The organism is Rhodopirellula sp. UH5, from assembly GCF_056839225.1.
The window spans coordinates 4,953,040-4,970,981 of the sequence record NZ_CM166390.1 but is presented as its reverse complement, the minus strand read 5'-3'; the positions used below and the strand labels follow the sequence as shown (position 1 = coordinate 4,970,981).

The following is a 17,942-nucleotide window of genomic DNA, read 5'->3' as shown; positions in this document are numbered from 1 at the left end:
GGTGTCGGTTCAAACCAAAATCGAAAAGTGACAAGAGACTGAAAAGGTGCAATCGTGCCGGTTGCAGCGATCGATGCAAGGTAACCGAAACAGAAAGTGCTCGGCGAGCGGGGCAGTCGATCTGACTGAATAGCAAACCCCGGTGGCACACGAATCCGAAGAGCGATGCGTGCATCAACACGCTGCGACGGCAGCTTGGCTCATGCAACCTCCCACCGGGACAGCCGATTCTTCCCCCGAGAGACCGCCGTCGATGCCGATCCCGTTGCTCAGCCAGGCCGATCAAAGCCACTGGGGATTGTTCCGTCAACCATTCGCGAATTCCCCCGGGATGTCGTTCCCGTCAGAACCTGGGGAGTTCCTGTTTGCGACCCCGGAACACTCGCAAGCTCGCATCTGGTTGGAAACCGTTCTGCGAAACCATGTCGGAATCGCGAATTTGCATGCCCGTCCGGGTGCGGGGGCGACCACTTGGGCGCGGCAGTGGATGGCGACTCACGGTTTGGATGACTTGCCGTTGGATGTCATGGGCACGGATGCCGCGGACTTCGATCGCGACCTTTGCCAGCGATGGTGGTCAGTCGCTCGAGCGAACCAATCCCACGGCATTCACACGTTGTGCATCGTGGATGGATCACCTCCCTCATCGACCCTCCAGTGGTACCAGCAATCTCTGAAACTGGATCCAAGACAAAGCCCCATGACGTTGCTGGTGATGGGGCAGGCAAAATCCTCCGGCGTCAGTCACTCAATGGATGTCTCAACCCAGTCGCTCGCCGGTTGTGTTTTGGCTGCCCTCACTCATGCGGGTCAGTTCCAATCCCGGCTCTCAGAATCGGCAGCTCAACTGATCGCCGAATGGGCCGCAGGAAACTACCGACAACTCGCGTTTTGGACGCACTTGGTTTTGGCCTGGGGAGCACACTGCCAATGCCAGCGAATCGGCAGCCGAGACCTTCGCCAGTTCAATCAACAACGGCAACGCTGGACCGCTCAACGAGCGACGGAAGCTGCCTGATCTGAAAACGTCCATCGCCATCGAGGTTGCTTCGAGAGATTCGAAGCATCGGTCAGGCTTCCCGATCGTTCCGCCATGAACGTTTGCTTATCGGAGAGAACAAACGTGCCCCGATTGATGATTCGAGCATTCGACGGATCGAGTTGTTCAAAGTCGGGATCCAAGGGCGTCAAGCAATGGTCGTCGCTCCACGCGGCACCAAGTTCGCCCAGGTCATCAACCGTGCCATCTTGGTTGTCATCCCAACCATCCCAGCCCGGTTTGCCATCGGGCCCCGAAACGATCCACACCGCTGCGTCAGGATCAAACCGCTGAACCGACTCCAACTGCCACTTGGATGAACCAGCAACAGGACGAGGCGAGGCGGTAGCGTCCGCGAAATAAGCCAGCACCTGAACGTCGTTCCAATCGGTTGAGCGGGGCAGGTTCCTATTCTGCGTCCACGCGTCGTTCACCTGATTCAGCAATTCAGCACGCGTCGTATCGGCCACCGACGTTCGATCGGCCACTCCAGCGGACAACCACAAGCCTCGCCAAATGCATCCGGCGAGGACCAAGGCAAGCGTCCAAACGTTCCCGCGGCTCATGAACCCTCTCGCAACCGGTCAAAGTATTCACGGGTCTGTTCGCGTTCGTCGCGTGGCAACACCTGATCCTCCAGCGGATCACTCTCTTCGCTGAGATTCGATTCAATCGCGGATTGAATGTCTTCGCGAGTCACGCCTTTGCGGTTGGGGCCGTCGGCGAAACCAGCGATGATCGCTCGGCCGCGTTTGACCTTGCCGCGAACCTGGGTGTCATAGGTGTTGATATCAGTTTCTTCTTCAGGCCGGTCACCTTCGCCCTTGCCGCGTCCCATTCCCATCCCTGGTTGGTCGCCTTCGCCGAATCCATCGCCTTGGCAAGCCTGGCAGCCATCCCCATTGCACTGCTTGCAGTTCATTTGGTTCTTGGACTGCGACAGATCCCCCAGCGCCGACTCGAGGTCTTCCAACTCCGACATCGCTTGCTGCATTTCGCCCAGCTGCCCAGACATTTCTTCCATCGCCTGAGCCGCCGCAGCATCGTCGCCCTGTTGCATTGCGTCGGCGGCTTGCTGCATCGCATCCGCCATCTGTTGCATTTGCTGCATCTGAGAATCGGCCGATTCCGCTTCGTTGAGTTTCTGTTGCAACTTCGCCGCGTCTTCGTTGCGGCCTTCGCGTTTGGCTTGCTGAATTTTTTCTTGCAGCTGCTGTTTCTTTTGCTCGTGATCTTTCGCGGCCTGCTTCATCTGCTCGGCCATCTTTTTGATCTGATCGTTCAGTTTTTCTTTTTGCTGCTCCGTCAGCTTGCCGTCTTTCACTTGATTGGCCAGCTTCTTGATTTCTTCGGCGGCTTTTCCGAAGTCACCCTTTTGAATTTGAGACAACACCTTTTCAGCGGGACCACCTTCGAGCCCTTTCATCTGAGCAAGCGTTTTGCGGATTTCTTCCGGTGACCCGAGTCGATCTTTGCGAGCTTGGATCTGTTCTTTGATGTCGTTGAGTTCCAACAACGCATCTTTGCGGTTGAGTGTCTTGCTGTCGGTGATCTTGTCGAGCTGTGATTCCATTTTCTCAAACAGCTCACGGGCTTCGAGCAAACCTTTCGCATCCGCTTCGCGTTTTTGTTGAGCCAGACGCTTCTTCAATTCCGCGGCAGCAACTTTGACTTGTCGAACTTCGCTCGCGTTGACCGCATTGTTCAGCTCGGAAGTGGATTCAGTCGCTGGCTGGATGGCGAAGACCATGACGGCCAAAATAGGAAGGATCGCAAGCGGCAACCAAGAGACACGCTGAGGCGACAGAGAAAACTTCTGCGCCACGTCGAGTTTGCTTGCTCGCCGGGCGGCGTCCTGACGCAACGCGTTTCCGGCGGCGGAGTTGGCATCGGTCGCGGCGCTCGATGAGAGCACGCTGCTCAAGCGTTCTTTCAGTCCGTATCGCGAATCGACTTCGGCTGCCACGCGCATGACCGAGGGGGCGGAGACCCACATCACGATGGCGGAAACCAAGATGGAGATCACGGTGACGGCGGCGGTCCAGCCCATCGCCCATGTCTGAACCGTCACCTCGGACGCATCCAAACCCAATCGATCCAACGGCAACGGCGTGATTGCCATGGCGGCAACAGCGATCGTCGCCACGATCAAGCCAACGAACCACGTCACCGCGAAGGTGCGGCCGAATTGGCCGAACATCATTCGTCGGCGAGCCGCGCGGACCTTCGATTCGACCAGGGTCTTGGCTTCGTCGGGTGACCACTGGGTCAACTCGTCGTGCGGATCCTGCGATGGGACAACGCTGGTCATGGAAAGCTCCGTGGGTGGCCCGCAGTTGTGAACTCGGGACGGGTGCGGTCTTGTTCTTATCATTATAGCGCGGCGGACGCTTTTCCCGCATGCGGAATCTGATTCTCGCGGGCGGAATCTGGTCCTCCCTCGAAAACGGCTCGCCAGATCGGAATCCTGATTCGACTCTCGTCCCAAAATCCTGGGGCCAGAGGTTCCCCCATGACGTACACTTCTGATGATGTCAGCACCCTCCACGACCACCGACGCGAAAATGGCCTCCCAGCCCCCAGTCGACGCTTCGCACGCCCCGGACCGATCCAGCGATTTGCCGGATCCGGACCAGTGCCCCGCGTGCGATGTGGTGATCTACGACGGCCAATGCAACTTTTGCAAAGCGGGGGTGCGAAGCCTTCGGAGGCTGGATTGGGGCGGCAATCGACTGGCTTTTTTGTCGCTGCATGACGAACGGGTCCAACAGCGCTACCCCGATCTGACTCAAGAACAGCTGATGGATCAGATGTACGTGATCGATCAACACGATCAGCGTCACGGCGGTGCTGACGCCGTTCGTTATCTTTCGCGGCGACTGCCGATGCTCTGGTTGGCCGCTCCGGTGCTGCATCTGCCGGGCACCGCCAAGCTATGGCGACGGCTGTATCACGAGTTGGCCAAACGCCGGTATCGATTGGCGGGCAAGTCCTGTGACACCGGCAGTTGCTCAATTCACTGACACGGATCCGCTCAGGCGGGCGATAAAGTCCGAGGCCGCTCACCACTAGGGAACTCTGGGTGACAGACCCGCACGGCCGGGCTAAAGTTCTTCGATGAGCCAGACACCCCCTTCTTCCGTTCCCAAACCGTTGCCGGAATTGTCCGACGCGATTCGGATGTTCGAGGCCGCACGCGGCCAAATCGAGTTCTCACGACAGTACCTCCTGGAACTCCTGCAAGCGACGCCGATGGATCGCTGGTTCGAGATCCCGCCGGGCGGCGTGTCCCATGTCGCTTGGCAAGTCGGCCACTTGGCCGTCAGCCAATACGGGTTGCTGATGTTTCGAATGCGGGGTCGCCACCCCGATGACTTGGAACTGATCCCGGGTCGCTTTCGCAAAACCTTTGCTCGGGGCAGCAAACCATCTGCGACGACCGACGGACAACCGTCCGCGCAAGAGTTGCTGGACAAACTGAATCGGGTGTACGAATTGGCGATGGCGGAGTTGGACTCACTGGATCCCACCGAGTTGCTGGTTGAGATCGACATGCCCTACGCGGTGTATCCCTGCAAACTGGGGGCGGTCCTCTTCTGCCCAATTCACGAAGGCTTGCACGCCGGCCAGATCGGAATGCTGCGACGCGGGCTGGGTTTGGAATCTGTTCGGTAAGCAGGTTGGCAGGAATGATCGAGCACAATCATGTGAGCCGTTTGGGCGTTAGCCCCGGTTGTACGTGGGAGCAACAATGCTTACCGAAACAGCCCAAATGCCGAGAGACTCCTGCCGACCTGGTTAGAAATGAAAGAAACTGAATCCATGGAAGTGCTCGAAGAATCCATCTACGACCATCCCAAGTACTACGACTTGGTCTTTGGAGCCGACATTGCCGCTGAGACGCAGTTCATCTTGGAATGCGCCGACACGTTCCTGACTCGCAAACCCAAGCTGTTCTTCGAGCCCGCCTGCGGAACGGGGCGGCTGATGGCTTCGCTCTGTCGCAAAGGCCATGCGACCTGCGGATTGGATCTGAACGAAAAAGCCGTCCAGTTCTGCAACCAACGATTGGAACGCGGCGGGTTCAAACCCACCGCGATCGTCGCTGACATGTGCGACTTTTCACCGGCCGACTTTCGGGCTGCGTTGGGGAAGGCGAAAACGTCCAAGGAACAAGGGCCCGCCTGCGTCGCATTCAACACCATCAACAGTTTCCGACACGTCAACACCGAAGCCGCCGCTCGTGGGCACCTTCAAAGCATGGCGTCCATGGTTCGCAGTGGCGGGATCTACTTACTCGGCGTTCACCTGACCCCGACCACCGTCCCCCCCAGCGAAACAGAATCCTGGTCGGCTCGTCGTGGCAACTTGGCGATCAACACCCACATGTGGACGATCGACCGAAACAAGAAGAAGCGGATGGAGCGTTTTGGAATTCGCTTTGACGTTCACACGCCGAGCCGGAGTTTTCGGATCAACGATGAGCTTCACTTGCGGAGTTACACGCCCGCACAAATGAACCGACTGATCGCAGCGGACGGTCAATGGGAATGCTTGGCGACCTATGACTTCGCCTATGACCTGGACGAACCCATCGCGGTCGACGCGTCGAGCGAAGACGTGGTTTACGTCTTGCAGAACAAAGGTTGAGTCCGAAAATTCGCGATCACATCGGTCCCCAACCAAGTGTCCCTTCGCGGGAACTGGGGGAATGAAATCGGCGCGAATTTTTTTTCTGGATTCTGAAAGGTCTCAAGCACCGCTTGCCCGACCCGATCGACCGACAAAAACGGCTCCGATGACGGCCAACAAACCGGCTCCCGAAAACAGTCCCGCGTTCCGCAGCCAAGCCCATTTGTCGAGCTCCATGACCCGGTACTGGTACATCGCGGGCAGGTCGACTCCATTGCGATTGATTTCTTCCCATTCGCGAATCATTTGGGCCGAACTGACCTCTTGGTAAGCCTGGCGGAACTCGTCGATGTGCCCTTCAGTGGTCATCGGGATACGAATTGTTGCCCAATTCACGGCACAAAACGCTGCGGCAAGAAACAACCCCGCCGCTAGCAAACCCAGTGCCGTGAACAGCACTGTCGGCCGGTTGGCACGGCCCTCTGCTGCTCGAGCGTTGGACTTTTCAACCGTTTCGTCGCCCTCAGCGGTGGGAAGTTGACGCAATTCACCAAGCTTGGGAACGGCGATTTCCTGACCGCAATGCGGGCATGCGATTCGGTCACCCGCTCGAGCGGGACTGACGGCGGCAGGAACTTCACAATGCGGGCAGGGAAGCAAATACATGGCTGAAATCGCGGGTCAAAAGAACAACGCCCGGGTGGACCGAGCCATTCTGGGAACTAGAATCACGGTGTGCTGAGGGTAACACACGACCAATCGCTCCCGTCAGGACGTCACTCTCGTCGAACGGCCATTGGACGGCAAGCAGGACCAGAATTTCATCTGATTTTCTTCTGCTTGTCTGACCAGTCGATCTCGAGAATCACGTTTGCCTGACCGGACATCCTCTGGATGAGTCGCGATACAACCACAACGAGCTATCGTTCGTCTTCGCTTCCGAATGGGATTCGGTTCGCGCAACAAACGGTCCACCGTCCCTTTTCAGCCTCCAGGATGGAATACCGGGTCAATCGGAAAATTTTTCCAATTGGCAGTTGTTCGGAGGTTCGCAGGTTAACGGGTGGTAGAGTCACTGTGTGTCGGAATTTTCTTCAATGGATGTCGTCGGTCGATCAGTTGATCTGCACCCGCGTCCCTCGCCCTGGCCAGATTCCCAACACATGGACTGTTTCGAATTCGTTATTGATTGATTGTTCTTCTCGAATCCCAAGTGCTTCTCGAACTTCTCCTGACCGACTTCACCAGTGACCCCATGCCAGGCGGCAGATTACGTCTCGACCTCACATTCGGCGTAATTACACTCCGACGACGCGCTGCTCACACGAGTGTCGCCGCCCCCACGACACGGATGTCCCAAAACGAACCAAATTGCCCCGAACGCTGATTCGCCACAGCGTTCTTTGTGACGACCCACCAAACCAACCGCGGTCGTCGACCATAGAAAAGACAGCCACCTAAAGGAGTATCTACTTTGTTTGATCCGATGATGGATGATTTCGACGACGTTTCGGCACAAAGCACCGACGTGGTCACAGGAGGATTCCGCAAGTTACCAGTCGAAGACAGCGAAGACGACAACGCGGTCAGTGTTGCCGATGCGCCCGAAGGCGAAGTCCAATTGGACAGCCCGGACGAACTGATTGCGCTCGACGAATCGGAAACTTGGTCGGACGACCCTGTTCGCATGTACCTGACGCAAATGGGTGAAATCCCTTTGCTGACGCGCCGTCAAGAAATCGAGCTGGCCAAACGCATCGAAGAAACTCGCCGCCGCTTCCGCACGAAGTTGCTCGAGAACCACTACGTGTTGGTCGAAGCCTACAAGACGCTGAAGAAGGTCTATCGCGGCCAGTTGCCATTCGACCGAACCGTTCAGGTCAGTGTGACCGACCGTTTGGAAAAAGAGCAGATCATTGGTCGTTTGCCTCACAACCTGAAAACCCTTCAAACGTTGCTCAACCGCAACCGTCACGACTGGAAAGTCGCGATGAGCAAGAGTGCGCCCGCTCGCCGTCGTGCCGAAGCTTGGCGTGCCCTGGCTCGCCGCCGCCGCCGTGCCGTTCGGTTGGTCGAAGAACTCGGTCTGCGTACCCAACGCATCGAAACGCGAATCGCCTTGCTGGAGAAATTCTCCCGGCGACTCGACGAAATTGATGAGTTGGTGCGTCAGCAAAAACGAACCAAACACGGCCGTGAAGTCCGTGAGCAATTGCTGCACGAGCGTCGTCAGATCCTGACCGCCTGCCAGGAAACGCCCACCTCGCTTCGCAACCGCGTCAAAATGTTGGGAACCGTTTACAGCGATTACCAACAAGCCAAGCGGGAACTGAGCGAAGGCAACCTGCGGTTGGTCGTCTCGATCGCGAAAAAGTATCGCAACCGGGGCCTGTCGTTCTTGGACCTGATCCAAGAGGGCAACGCCGGTTTGATGCGAGCAGTGGACAAATTCGAATACCGTCGTGGATTCAAGTTCTGCACCTACGCCACCTGGTGGATTCGCCAAGCGATCACCCGGGCCGTTGCCGACCAAAGCCGCACGATTCGAATCCCGGTTCACATGGTCGAAACCATGAGCCGTGTTCGCAACGTGGCTCGCCAGTTGTTGCAAGAACTCGGTCGTGAACCCTCGATCGAAGAAACCGCGCGTCGTGCCGATGTGACAATCGAAGAAGCTCGTCGTGTTTTGACGATGAGCCGTTTCCCAATCTCGTTGGACCGTCCCGTTGGCAACAGCGAAGACAGCCAGTTCGGCGACCTGCTGCCCGATGGCACCGCAGAGAGCCCCCAGATTGGTGCGACACAAGAAATGCTTCGTCAACGAATCACCGGCGTGCTGAAGAGCCTGTCCTACCGTGAACGCGAAATCATCAAACTGCGTTACGGCTTGGGCGACGGTTACAGCTACACGCTGGAAGAAGTCGGGCACATCTTCAAGGTGACCCGCGAACGGATTCGTCAAATCGAAGCCAAAGCGGTTCGCAAGCTTCAACAGCCCAGCCGCAGCCAAGACCTCGTTGGCTTCCTGGACTGATGCCAACCTTGGCCGAGATCTTGCAGCAAAGCTGGCAAGTTCATCAATCGGGTAACGTGGACGCCGCGATGCAAATGTATCGCGGCGTTTTGCGTCAAGTGCCCCAATCTGCCGATGCCTGGGTCTACCTGGGCATCGCTCAGTTTGACAAACGAGACTTCACCGGTGCGGTGGACTCGTACCAAAAAGCGATCGACCTGCGTTCCAATTTTCCGATCGCGTGGAACAACCTCGGCAACGCCTTCCGAATGCTCGGTGAGGTCGACCGGGCCGAGGAAAGCTTTGCCAACGCACTGCAGCAGCAACCCGGCTATCTTTCCGCGATCAAGAATCGTGGCACGCTGTGGATCTGGAACGGCGAAATTGAACGTGGCCTGAAATGGTACGAAGAAGGCCTCGCCATCCAGCCCGACAACGCGGAACTGCATCGCAACCTGGGTGTGATCTCATTGCTGCAGGGTGATTACGACCGAGGTTGGAACGAATACCGTTGGCGTTGGCGAATGCCCGGTGTTGGCCGCCCCGCGATCGCAGATCACTTGCGGTCCGCTGGCGGACATGTGCCCGTGTGGTCCGGCCAACCGCTCGATGGCAAAACCGTTTTGATTTATCCCGAACAAGGGCTCGGCGACGCGATTCATTTTCTGCGGGTCGCTGGAGCACTCGCTCAGGATGGCGCCCGGGTCATGGTCGTCTGCCCACCGAAACTGATTCCGCTGTTCTCGTCCGCCGTCGGCAGCACCGGACTTGGAATCGAATGCCTGATTCCAGACGTCGATGCCCAATCCGCCTTGACGAGCCTGCCGGCCGGGGCAACGATCGATTTCCAAGGGTCATTCCTCGAAGTGCTGGATGGTCTGTACCAACGCGATGGCAAGCTGCACGACGGCGCCGATTTGTTTGAGAGAACAGAGTCAGGGCAGTACGTGGGCTACTTGGATGTCCCTGCATCCACTGTCCACTACTGGGGAAATTTCCTTCAGCCGTTGAGACAATCCGGCAAGAAATTGATCGGGCTCAATTGGCAGGGCAACCCAGAACACCACGCTGATGTCTATCGCAGCATTCCGTTGGAAACGTTCCGGCCGTTGATCGAGACGCCAGGCCTGAAATCCATCAGCTTGCAATTTGGCCACGGATCGGAGCAACTTGACCAAAGCGATTTGGGAGATTTGGTTCACCGCTTGCCTGACAAACTGGACCAATCCGGTGGACAATTCGTGGACACCGCCGCGGTGCTTCGCAATTTGGATGCCTTGGTCACCACCGACACGGCCATTGCCCACTTGGCGGGATCGCTTGGTGTACGCACGATATTGCTGCTGGGCAAAGTTCCCGATTGGCGTTGGCTCCGATCGGGGGAGACGACTCGTTGGTACCCCAGTGTTGAAATCGTTCGCCAGACCGAACTTGGGGATTGGAAACCGTGTGTCGAAGCGGTCCTATCCAAACTTGCATGACTTCTGTTCCACTTCTCAGCATGAATCTTCCACGTCACGTCGCGATCATCATGGACGGCAACGGCCGCTGGGCGCAGGCACGCGGTTTACCTCGCATTGAAGGGCACCGGCGCGGCGTGACGACGGTGCGTACCGTCACCGAAATGGCCAGTGAACTCAAGCTTGACGCGTTGACGTTGTATTGCCTGTCGAGCGAAAACTGGAAACGCCCGCAGGCTGAACTCGATTTTCTGATGCACCTGCTTCAGCAATATCTCGTCGAGGAACGGCGAACCATTCGCGATCAGAACATGCGTTTGCGATTCATCGGACGACGCGATCGTCTCAGCGAGGAAGTCCTCAAAGAAATCGCGAAGACACAGGCGATAAGCGAGAACAACACCGGCACCGAACTGGTGTTGGCGGTCGACTACGGCGGTCGCGACGAGCTGACACGCATGGCTCGGAAAGTTGCTCAGCAGGTCCAAAACGGCGAGCGGTCCATCGATGAGATCACAGAATCGTTGGTGGATGAAACACTCGACACAGCGGGACTGCCGGATGTCGATTTGATGATCCGGACTGGCGGGGACATTCGCATCAGCAACTATTTGCTGTGGCAAATCAGCTACGCCGAACTGCACTTCACACCGAAATGCTGGCCGGAATTCGAGCGAGACGACTTCCAGGCAGCTTTGGATGAATTTGCCGGCCGACAACGTCGCTTTGGCGGGTTAAACGTGGGGGCCTGATCGACTTCGCGACCCAATCTCCTGCATCGTGGGTATGATAGAGAAGGTGCTGATTTCATTCCGTTTTCTTTCGTTGCCCCATGCCTCGCAGTCGTCTCGGTCCGCTCGCCATTGAATCCCCGCTGGGTCCGGACCCGTCGGCGAGGGACGCGCGTGTGTGGCGTGCCGTGCATATCAAAATGCGGAAGGCAGTCGCTGTCCGCGTGTTCCAAATGCCCTTTGGCGGAACCTTGGAATCCCGGCAAGCCTTCGCGGAAGAATGGGATCGCCTGAAACGGCTCGATCATCCCGCGATCGTCAAATGCTACGGCGGTGGTTTTGAAGAATCGGAAGCCTACCTGGCTCACGAATTGGTCGAAGGACCAACTCTGGCGGAAGAGCTCCAGCGCCGAGGACGATTGCCATGGGAATCGGTTTTGGAATTGGCAGAACCTCTGATCGATGCGTTGATGTATCTGCACGACCGCGACATCGTGCATGGAAGGATCACACCCGACAAGGTCATCATTGCTGGATTGAGTCCGGTGCTGATCGATGTCCGTGATGTTGACGGAACGCCTCCGTTCCGAAACGGCCCCTACCACATTTCACGACCGCCTTCGATCGACCAGATGATGCGGTCGGCCCCCGAAGCCCCCACTCAGAACGATCCGGTGACGGCTCGCACCGATCTCTATCTGTTTGGTGCGTTGCTGTACGAAGCGCTCACGGGCGCTCCGCCAATCACCGGTTCCACGGTTCAAGAAGTCACCAGCAACCTGAAGTATCAATCACCGACGTCGGTGGCGTCCACGGTGATGGAATGTCCGGTGTGGATGGATCGTTTGGTGATGCAGTTGCTCCACAAAGATCCTGGTCAGCGTCCCGTGTCCGCCGCGGCGGTCAAGTTGCAGCTGGCCGAGGTTCGCAGACGTGCGATGTCTCGCAGTGGTGTCGCCGAACATGCCTCCAGTGGATTCAGTCCGTTGTCGGTCACGGACGATGCGGATCGCCAAGAAGCCCGTAAACTGCTGGGCAGGAAAGAGATCACCGCGGACATCGATGCCATCCCGAATGCAACTCCGTGGCATGATCAAGCCTTGGTGCTGCTACCAGTCTTGGCCCTGTTGGTGGGGATGCTGGTCTGGATCGCTTGGCCGTTGAATGAATCCAAGATGCGAAACGAAGCGGAGGAATTGCTGGCCGAAGACACTCGATCCTCGATGTCTCAAGCTCGCATCAGCTACCTCGAACCGATGCTGGCTCAGTTCCCGGATGGCGAACATGCCGAATGGGCCTCCGAGCAAATTGATCGCGTTCGAATGGTCGAAGCTGAACATGCCCTGACTGTCAAAATGAATCGAAACCTACCGCTCCAGAATGAAGCGGAGCGTCTCGTTGCCGAGGCCATGCGGTATCAAACCTTTGGCGACAATGCGACCGCGGTCGACAAGTATCAGTCGATGATCACGGTGCTCGGTGACGAAGAACAGTACAAGCCTCTGGTCAACCTTGCTCGCAGTCGGATCGCTCGCATCTCGCAGTCCGACACCGACCAAACCGAAGCCGCGCGGATCATCACGGACCGTCTGAAAGAAGCCGATCGAATGTTCGTGGAAGGACGGACCATAGCGGCCCGAAAAATTTGGTACAGCATTGAAGAACTGTATGGTTCCAATGCGGCGGTCGAACCACTTGTCGCCACGGCGCAAAGTCGACTGGCAGAAACGTCTGCCGGTGCCGCCGTCGACCAACTTCCTTAGCGAGATCGTCTGGATGACTTCCGCCAAAGCGAACCTGGGAATCCCAGCTGCCAAGCAAGGTGTTGAGCCAACCGCTCAGGATCCCCACCGCGTCTCAGGCGATGCCCACCGTTCGATCGTGATTCAACCGGGCACGGTTGCTCCGGCTTACTGGAGCGAATCTCGCGCCGACGATGCGGCGGAGTGGTCCAACCGCCCTGTGGCGACACTGGCGGTGCTGTTCTTTGTGACGGGAGCCTTTGGGATCCCGCTCTTGTGGCGCAACCCAAACTTCGCAACTTGGCAGCGATTCCTTTGGTCAATCGTGGTGCTCGTTTACACGATCGCACTCTTCGTCGGAGTTGGCATGCTGGTGCTTCACACGCTCGCCCCCGCTGGAGGCAACTGACCGATGTGGCAAGCGTGGTACGAATTTCGAATCGACTACGTTCTGTTCAGCGTCGTGTTCTTGGCCGGCCATGCCTTCATTCTTTCGCGCGTTCGCCGCGCCATGCCTCCCGCCTCATCCACGCATCCGGATTCAGCGACTTCCCCCGCAGCCATCGGGTCGAGTCGCCGGCCGAGGTTGTCATTCTGGATTCTCTTGCTGTTGCTGACCGGCGGGTTCCTCGCAGTCGAAACCGCCGACCGTCTTCAGCGATCTCGATTGCGTCAACAAGTCTTTGGCATCGCCCCCACTTACGCCGCCGAATTGCAACAGCTCGGCCACGCGGGAATCAACAAGGAAACATCGCCGGACGATCCTGTTTATCTGCGCATGATCAACGCCCAAAAGCGTTGGCTGTCGGTCAATCCACAAGTCACCGACATCTACACCATGCGGCATCTCAGTGAATCGGAACTGGCCACTCACTTGCTGACGGAACAAGACCGTCCCACCGGGCAGCCCTTCCAAATCATCGTCGACTCTGAAACGGACTACAACGGCGATGGGAAGATCGAAGGCGTCCGGGAAGGACAGACGGAAATTGGTGAGATCTTTTACGACAGCAGCGTTGAGCAGATCGAAAGGGCCTTCCGTGGCGACACAACCTTTGCCGATCAACCCAGCCACGATCGCTGGGGAGAATGGGTTTCCGCTTACGCACCTCTGTTTGATTCGAAGGGCAAGGTCGAAGCCCTGGTCGGAGTCGACTTCCCTGCCAAACACTACATCCACTCGGTCATCCTAACGCGTCTCGGCGTGATTGGAATGATCGCCGCGCTCATCACTTTGTTCCTGGGCGCGGTCACCAGCATTGGGATGCTCAAAGCCGGCATTGCCGCCCAACAACGCAGCCACGCGTTGCTACAAGACCAACGTGACCTGGCAACGCAAGCTGCCTCGCAAGCGAGACAAGCTGCCGTCACGAAGAATCAATTCTTGGCCAACATGAGCCATGAAATCCGCACCCCCATGCATGGCATCTTGGGCACCACCGAGCTGATGACCCGCTGTTCACTCAACGAGGAACAACGCCACTACATGCACATGATCCAAACGTCGGCAAAAGGACTGCTGACAGTGCTGAACGACATCCTTGACTTTTCAAAGATTGATTCCGGCCTGATGACTTTGGAATCGGTGCCGTTTGAATTGAAAGATCTCCTCAGTCAAACCATGCACGCGGTGGCGAATCTCAAGAACGAGAATGTTCAACTCCAATTCCAACCACCTGTTGGCGTCCCCGAAATCATCGTCGGTGACCCCACCCGACTCCGTCAGGTCTTGATCAATTTGGTCGGCAACGCTTTGAAGTTCACCGAACAAGGACGAGTCACGGTCTTCATCGAAAAGGAGTCCCAGGACGCGACGACCTTGGACACTTCGGAGGACCAAAGTTCACGCATCGTGTTCACCATCACCGACACCGGCATCGGGATGACGGAACAACAGCGAGCCAACATCTTTGAAGCGTTCACCCAAGGCGACTCGTCCACCACGCGGCGCTTCGGCGGAACCGGATTGGGATTGTCGATCAGTTCCCAACTGGTTGAATTGATGGGTGGCCAGCTTCAAGTCAGCAGCGTTCTGGACGAAGGCAGCAGCTTTCGTTTTGATATCCCGTTGCGGACGCCCATTGGCACGACACAGCACGAGATTGAGAAACTCCACCCGCCCAGTGCACCAACGAACTCGTTCGGGCACTGCGCCCAAACACGCGAGTTGTTGCTGGTCGAGGACGGTGCCATCAACCGTACCGTTGCGGAAACGATGCTGCGTGCTCGTGGTCACCGAGTGACTTCGGTATCCAACGCGAAAGATGCGTTGAAACATCTGCGGTCGCAAGCGTTTGATCTGGTGCTGATGGACGTGCAGATGCCAGAAATTGATGGCCTGACAGCCACCCAAATCATTCGAAACGACCTGCCATCGCCGGCCCGCGATATTCCGGTCATTGCACTGACCGCCCACGCCATGCGAGAGGATCGCCAACGCTGCTTGGACGCAGGAATGAATGAATGCCTGACCAAACCCTACCCGCCGGAACTGTTGTTTGACACGATCGAATCATTCACAATCTCTCGCCAAGATGACCAAGACGATCTGCTTTTGCCCCCCACCACAAGCAGGACAACTTCCTCGCCAAGCTCCCCTGTGGATCGAGCTTCCCCCCTGAATCACGAGGTGATTCTTCAGAATGTCGGTGGAGATCTTCAGGTGCTCACCATATTGGCCCAAACGATTTCCGATGAATTGCCATCCCAAATCGAACAGCTGCAACGGGCAATCCACGCAGGTGCCTGGACTCAAGTTGCTCGGGCAGCACACACTCTGAAAGGAACCGCGGCAGCCTTCGGAGCGACTCAGGCGCAAGAAATCGCGGACAGCATGGAAACCTTTTGTTTGGGGGAGACGTCTGAAGAAGAGAGGTCACATTTTCTCGAGAATCGCATGAATGCACTCGTCAGTGCGTTCGAATTGGCCCAAACTGAACTGAAGAAATTTTTGCGTTCTTCGTCCGGATCCGACCACCCCGGAAACGAAACACCATGAAATTGTTGATCGCAGACGACAATCCGGTTTGGCGTAATTTGATTTCGGCAGCCGTCGAAACCTGGGGCTACCGAATTGAACTGGCTGCCGATGGCAACGAAGCGTATCGGCTCTTGCGATCTGAAGACCCGCCCCGCTTGGCGTTGCTGGACTGGTTGATGCCCGGCATGGAAGGGGTCGAGATCTGTCGCCGGATCAAACAGGATCCAGAGCACCCTTTCACCTACATCATTCTGTTGACCAGTCGCGACCGTGACGAGGACATGATTCAGGGTTTGGATGCGGGAGCGGACGATTACTTGACCAAACCGATCGTGGCGCCACTTCTCAAGAGCCGGTTGGCAGCCGCTCGCCGAATCATCGAAGCGGTGCCACCGATGAAATGGACCAAGCCACAAATCGAGGGCTTCGACGTTGAACATTTGATCGGCCGTGGCGCGTTTGCGACCGTTTGGAAAGGCATGCATCGTGCTTCAGGCAAGCCCGCCGCCATCAAAATCATTCGCGCGGACCTTGCAACGGACTTGGTCTTCGAACGCTTCGCTCGCGAAATTCAGGTGATGCGAAAGATGAATCACCCTGGCATCGCCACCATCTACGCCAGCCACCTCGAACGTGACTTGGCGTACTACGCGATGGAATTGATCGACGGCGAATCACTGGCGAATTACATCACCTCGGAATCACCGCGAGCGACGCGGATCATCGAGATGATGGCAACGGTTTGCGATGCGTTGCAACACGCCCACGATCACGGTGTGATCCATCGTGATGTCAAACCGTCCAACATCATGGTGGGCCCTGACGGGCAACCCAAGTTGGTCGACTTTGGGTTGAGCAAGTCCATGTTCCGCATGAAGCTCCCAGCTTCCAACAGCAGCACTCACGACGGGGCTGTCCTTGGAACGCCGCTCTACATGTCACCAGAACAAGCCCGCGGCGACGCCAACAGTGTGGATCATCGATCGGACCTTTACGCGGTCGCGACGATCCTTTATCTGTTCCTGCTTCGCGAGCATCCACACGGTGCGTTGTCGCTCAGTCGAGAGGAAACGATCGACGCCATTGCGAACACGGATCCGCGACCCGCGACAGAAATCAATCCAAAATTCAACCCAAAACTCGAATCCATCCTGTCTCGATGCCTGTCCGACGATCCCGACGAACGACCGCAATCCGCGGGACAGTTGGCCCGAGAACTTCGCGGGTTCCTGGACGATCGCGCCGCTTCGCGAATCCCAACTTCTTGATCCGTCATGCCTCGACTTGATGACCGCCTGAAATTGGTGGCGTCCCTGATTCGAGGAACCAACCATGCCGACATCGGTTCGGACCACGGTCACCTGCTGGCCGCTTTGCTGGCAACCGGCAGAATCCAGCGTGGCATCGCGGTCGAAAACAAACCGCAACCGCACCGGAATTCAACGGCCACCTTGCAGGGTCTGAACGCGGAAGTCCGGCTGGGAGATGGGTTGAATGTCATCCAAGAAAACGAACTCGATTCGCTCAGCATTTGTGGCATGGGCGGGCAATCGATCGTTCGCATTCTTGCCAACCATTCCAACCGGTTGCCTGACCAGATGATCCTGCAACCCAACAAAGCCATCGGATCGGTCCGGCAATGGGCACTGAACAACGGCTACTGGCTGGTCGACGAACAGTGCACCGCAGGCACCCGTCGTTTTGAAGTGCTGCTGCTGAGGCGATCTGGAATGGCTCTCGATCCGGTTTACCGCCGTCTAGCGAGCGTTCGCTTGGAGGAATCCCTAGGCGTGATGTTCGGCCCTTGGTTTCTGCTGCGAAGGGACGAAGACCTGCAGCAACGTTTGGCGGAAGAGCAACGTTATCTTCACGCCAAACAGAAATTGACGGCACCCAGTCGCCAGCGAATGGAAGCGATCGACCGACTGCTGTCCCACGATCACTTTCTAAGTCGGTAGCCGATCTCGCCGAGCTTTTGCCGAACCCGATCCACGTGATTGCCTTGCAACTCGATCAGTTCGTCGGCCTTCTTCACCGTTCCACCTGCACCACAAGCGGATTGCAACTTGCCGAGCAATTCGGGCAAGTCATTGGCTCGCGACGTGAGACCTTCGACCAAGGTCACCGTGCGGCCACCTTTGCGTCGATCCAGTCGAACGCGAGCGGTTTGCTTCTCCGGCGGCAACCGGTCCGCTTCCCGCTGTTTTTCAGCCTCCACGTCAGCTTTTTGCTGCGGCGTGCACTGGCACTCGGATTCCTTCTGACCGCACAAATCGCAGGTCGGTGGAATATCAAACGGGGTTCCCGCGAAAAGACGCGTCATGACGTCGGAGGGGGCAAAAGGG

The 17,942-nt window shown here is 57.2% G+C and carries 16 protein-coding genes; 12 read left to right on the top strand and 4 right to left on the bottom strand.

Annotation, left to right across the window (positions count from 1 at the left end; translation table 11 throughout):
* Positions 1 to 202: 202 nt before the first annotated feature.
* Positions 203 to 1,018, top strand: a complete 816-nt coding sequence (locus tag UH5x_RS17570; protein ID WP_482633177.1) for a hypothetical protein — start codon at positions 203 to 205, stop codon at positions 1,016 to 1,018.
* Here UH5x_RS17570 and UH5x_RS17565 read toward each other — a convergent pair.
* Together UH5x_RS17565 and UH5x_RS17560 are read right to left on the bottom strand one after the other, a co-directional pair.
* Positions 994 to 1,605, bottom strand: coding sequence for a hypothetical protein (locus UH5x_RS17565; RefSeq protein WP_482633176.1), 612 nt, complete (start codon positions 1,603 to 1,605; stop codon positions 994 to 996). The two genes, UH5x_RS17570 and UH5x_RS17565, sit on opposite strands and share 25 nt — an antisense overlap.
* Positions 1,602 to 3,350, bottom strand: coding sequence for a hypothetical protein (locus tag UH5x_RS17560; RefSeq protein WP_482633175.1), 1,749 nt, complete (start codon positions 3,348 to 3,350; stop codon positions 1,602 to 1,604). The genes UH5x_RS17565 and UH5x_RS17560 overlap by 4 nt, the downstream gene beginning before the upstream one ends.
* Before the next feature lie 220 nt (positions 3,351 to 3,570).
* Here UH5x_RS17560 and UH5x_RS17555 point away from each other — a divergent pair, with 220 nt between their 5' ends.
* From UH5x_RS17555 to UH5x_RS17545, 3 genes are all read left to right on the top strand, one after another.
* The gene (locus tag UH5x_RS17555) at positions 3,571 to 4,062 is read left to right on the top strand and encodes a thiol-disulfide oxidoreductase DCC family protein (RefSeq protein WP_047816728.1); all 492 of its coding nucleotides are present in this window, start codon (positions 3,571 to 3,573) and stop codon (positions 4,060 to 4,062) included.
* A 94-nt stretch (positions 4,063 to 4,156) separates the two neighbouring features.
* A complete protein-coding gene (locus UH5x_RS17550; protein WP_047816541.1) occupies positions 4,157 to 4,714 on the top strand; it encodes a DinB family protein in 558 nt (185 codons plus the stop codon).
* Positions 4,715 to 4,861: 147 nt separating this feature from the next.
* Positions 4,862 to 5,689: a class I SAM-dependent methyltransferase gene (locus UH5x_RS17545; RefSeq protein WP_047816540.1), complete on the top strand. Its 828-nt coding sequence runs from the start codon at positions 4,862 to 4,864 to the stop codon at positions 5,687 to 5,689.
* Between the two features lie 102 nt (positions 5,690 to 5,791).
* On the opposite strand, the gene UH5x_RS17540 is transcribed toward UH5x_RS17545, so the two are convergent.
* Positions 5,792 to 6,337, bottom strand: coding sequence for a membrane protein (locus UH5x_RS17540; protein ID WP_047816539.1), 546 nt, complete (start codon positions 6,335 to 6,337; stop codon positions 5,792 to 5,794).
* Between the two features lie 808 nt (positions 6,338 to 7,145).
* On the opposite strand from UH5x_RS17540, the gene UH5x_RS17535 reads away from it, so the two are divergent.
* The 8 genes from UH5x_RS17535 (at position 7,146) to UH5x_RS17500 (ending at position 17,555) form a co-directional block, all read left to right on the top strand.
* Complete coding sequence (locus UH5x_RS17535) at positions 7,146 to 8,705, top strand: sigma-70 family RNA polymerase sigma factor (RefSeq protein ID WP_047816538.1); 1,560 nt, start codon at positions 7,146 to 7,148, stop codon at positions 8,703 to 8,705.
* The gene (locus UH5x_RS17530; RefSeq protein WP_482633174.1) at positions 8,705 to 10,165 is read left to right on the top strand and encodes a tetratricopeptide repeat protein; all 1,461 of its coding nucleotides are present in this window, start codon (positions 8,705 to 8,707) and stop codon (positions 10,163 to 10,165) included. Before UH5x_RS17535 ends, UH5x_RS17530 begins: the two co-directional genes overlap by 1 nt.
* On the top strand, positions 10,162 to 10,896 hold the full coding sequence (gene uppS / locus UH5x_RS17525; protein ID WP_047816536.1) for a polyprenyl diphosphate synthase: 735 nt from the start codon (positions 10,162 to 10,164) through the stop codon (positions 10,894 to 10,896). Before UH5x_RS17530 ends, uppS begins: the two co-directional genes overlap by 4 nt.
* A gap of 80 nt (positions 10,897 to 10,976) precedes the next feature.
* Positions 10,977 to 12,638: a serine/threonine protein kinase gene (locus UH5x_RS17520; protein WP_482633173.1), complete on the top strand. Its 1,662-nt coding sequence runs from the start codon at positions 10,977 to 10,979 to the stop codon at positions 12,636 to 12,638.
* Between the two features lie 13 nt (positions 12,639 to 12,651).
* Positions 12,652 to 13,026, top strand: coding sequence for a hypothetical protein (locus UH5x_RS17515; protein WP_482633172.1), 375 nt, complete (start codon positions 12,652 to 12,654; stop codon positions 13,024 to 13,026).
* 3 nt (positions 13,027 to 13,029) lie between these two features.
* Complete coding sequence (locus UH5x_RS17510; RefSeq protein WP_482633171.1) at positions 13,030 to 15,615, top strand: hybrid sensor histidine kinase/response regulator; 2,586 nt, start codon at positions 13,030 to 13,032, stop codon at positions 15,613 to 15,615.
* Positions 15,612 to 16,865, top strand: coding sequence for a protein kinase domain-containing protein (locus tag UH5x_RS17505; RefSeq protein ID WP_482633170.1), 1,254 nt, complete (start codon positions 15,612 to 15,614; stop codon positions 16,863 to 16,865). Before UH5x_RS17510 ends, UH5x_RS17505 begins: the two co-directional genes overlap by 4 nt.
* 6 nt (positions 16,866 to 16,871) lie before the next feature.
* Positions 16,872 to 17,555, top strand: coding sequence for a class I SAM-dependent methyltransferase (locus tag UH5x_RS17500; RefSeq protein WP_047816531.1), 684 nt, complete (start codon positions 16,872 to 16,874; stop codon positions 17,553 to 17,555).
* On the opposite strand, the gene UH5x_RS17495 is transcribed toward UH5x_RS17500, so the two are convergent.
* Positions 17,537 to 17,920, bottom strand: a complete 384-nt coding sequence (locus tag UH5x_RS17495) for a translation initiation factor (protein WP_482633169.1) — start codon at positions 17,918 to 17,920, stop codon at positions 17,537 to 17,539. The genes UH5x_RS17500 and UH5x_RS17495 overlap by 19 nt on opposite strands.
* Positions 17,921 to 17,942: the final 22 nt, after the last annotated feature.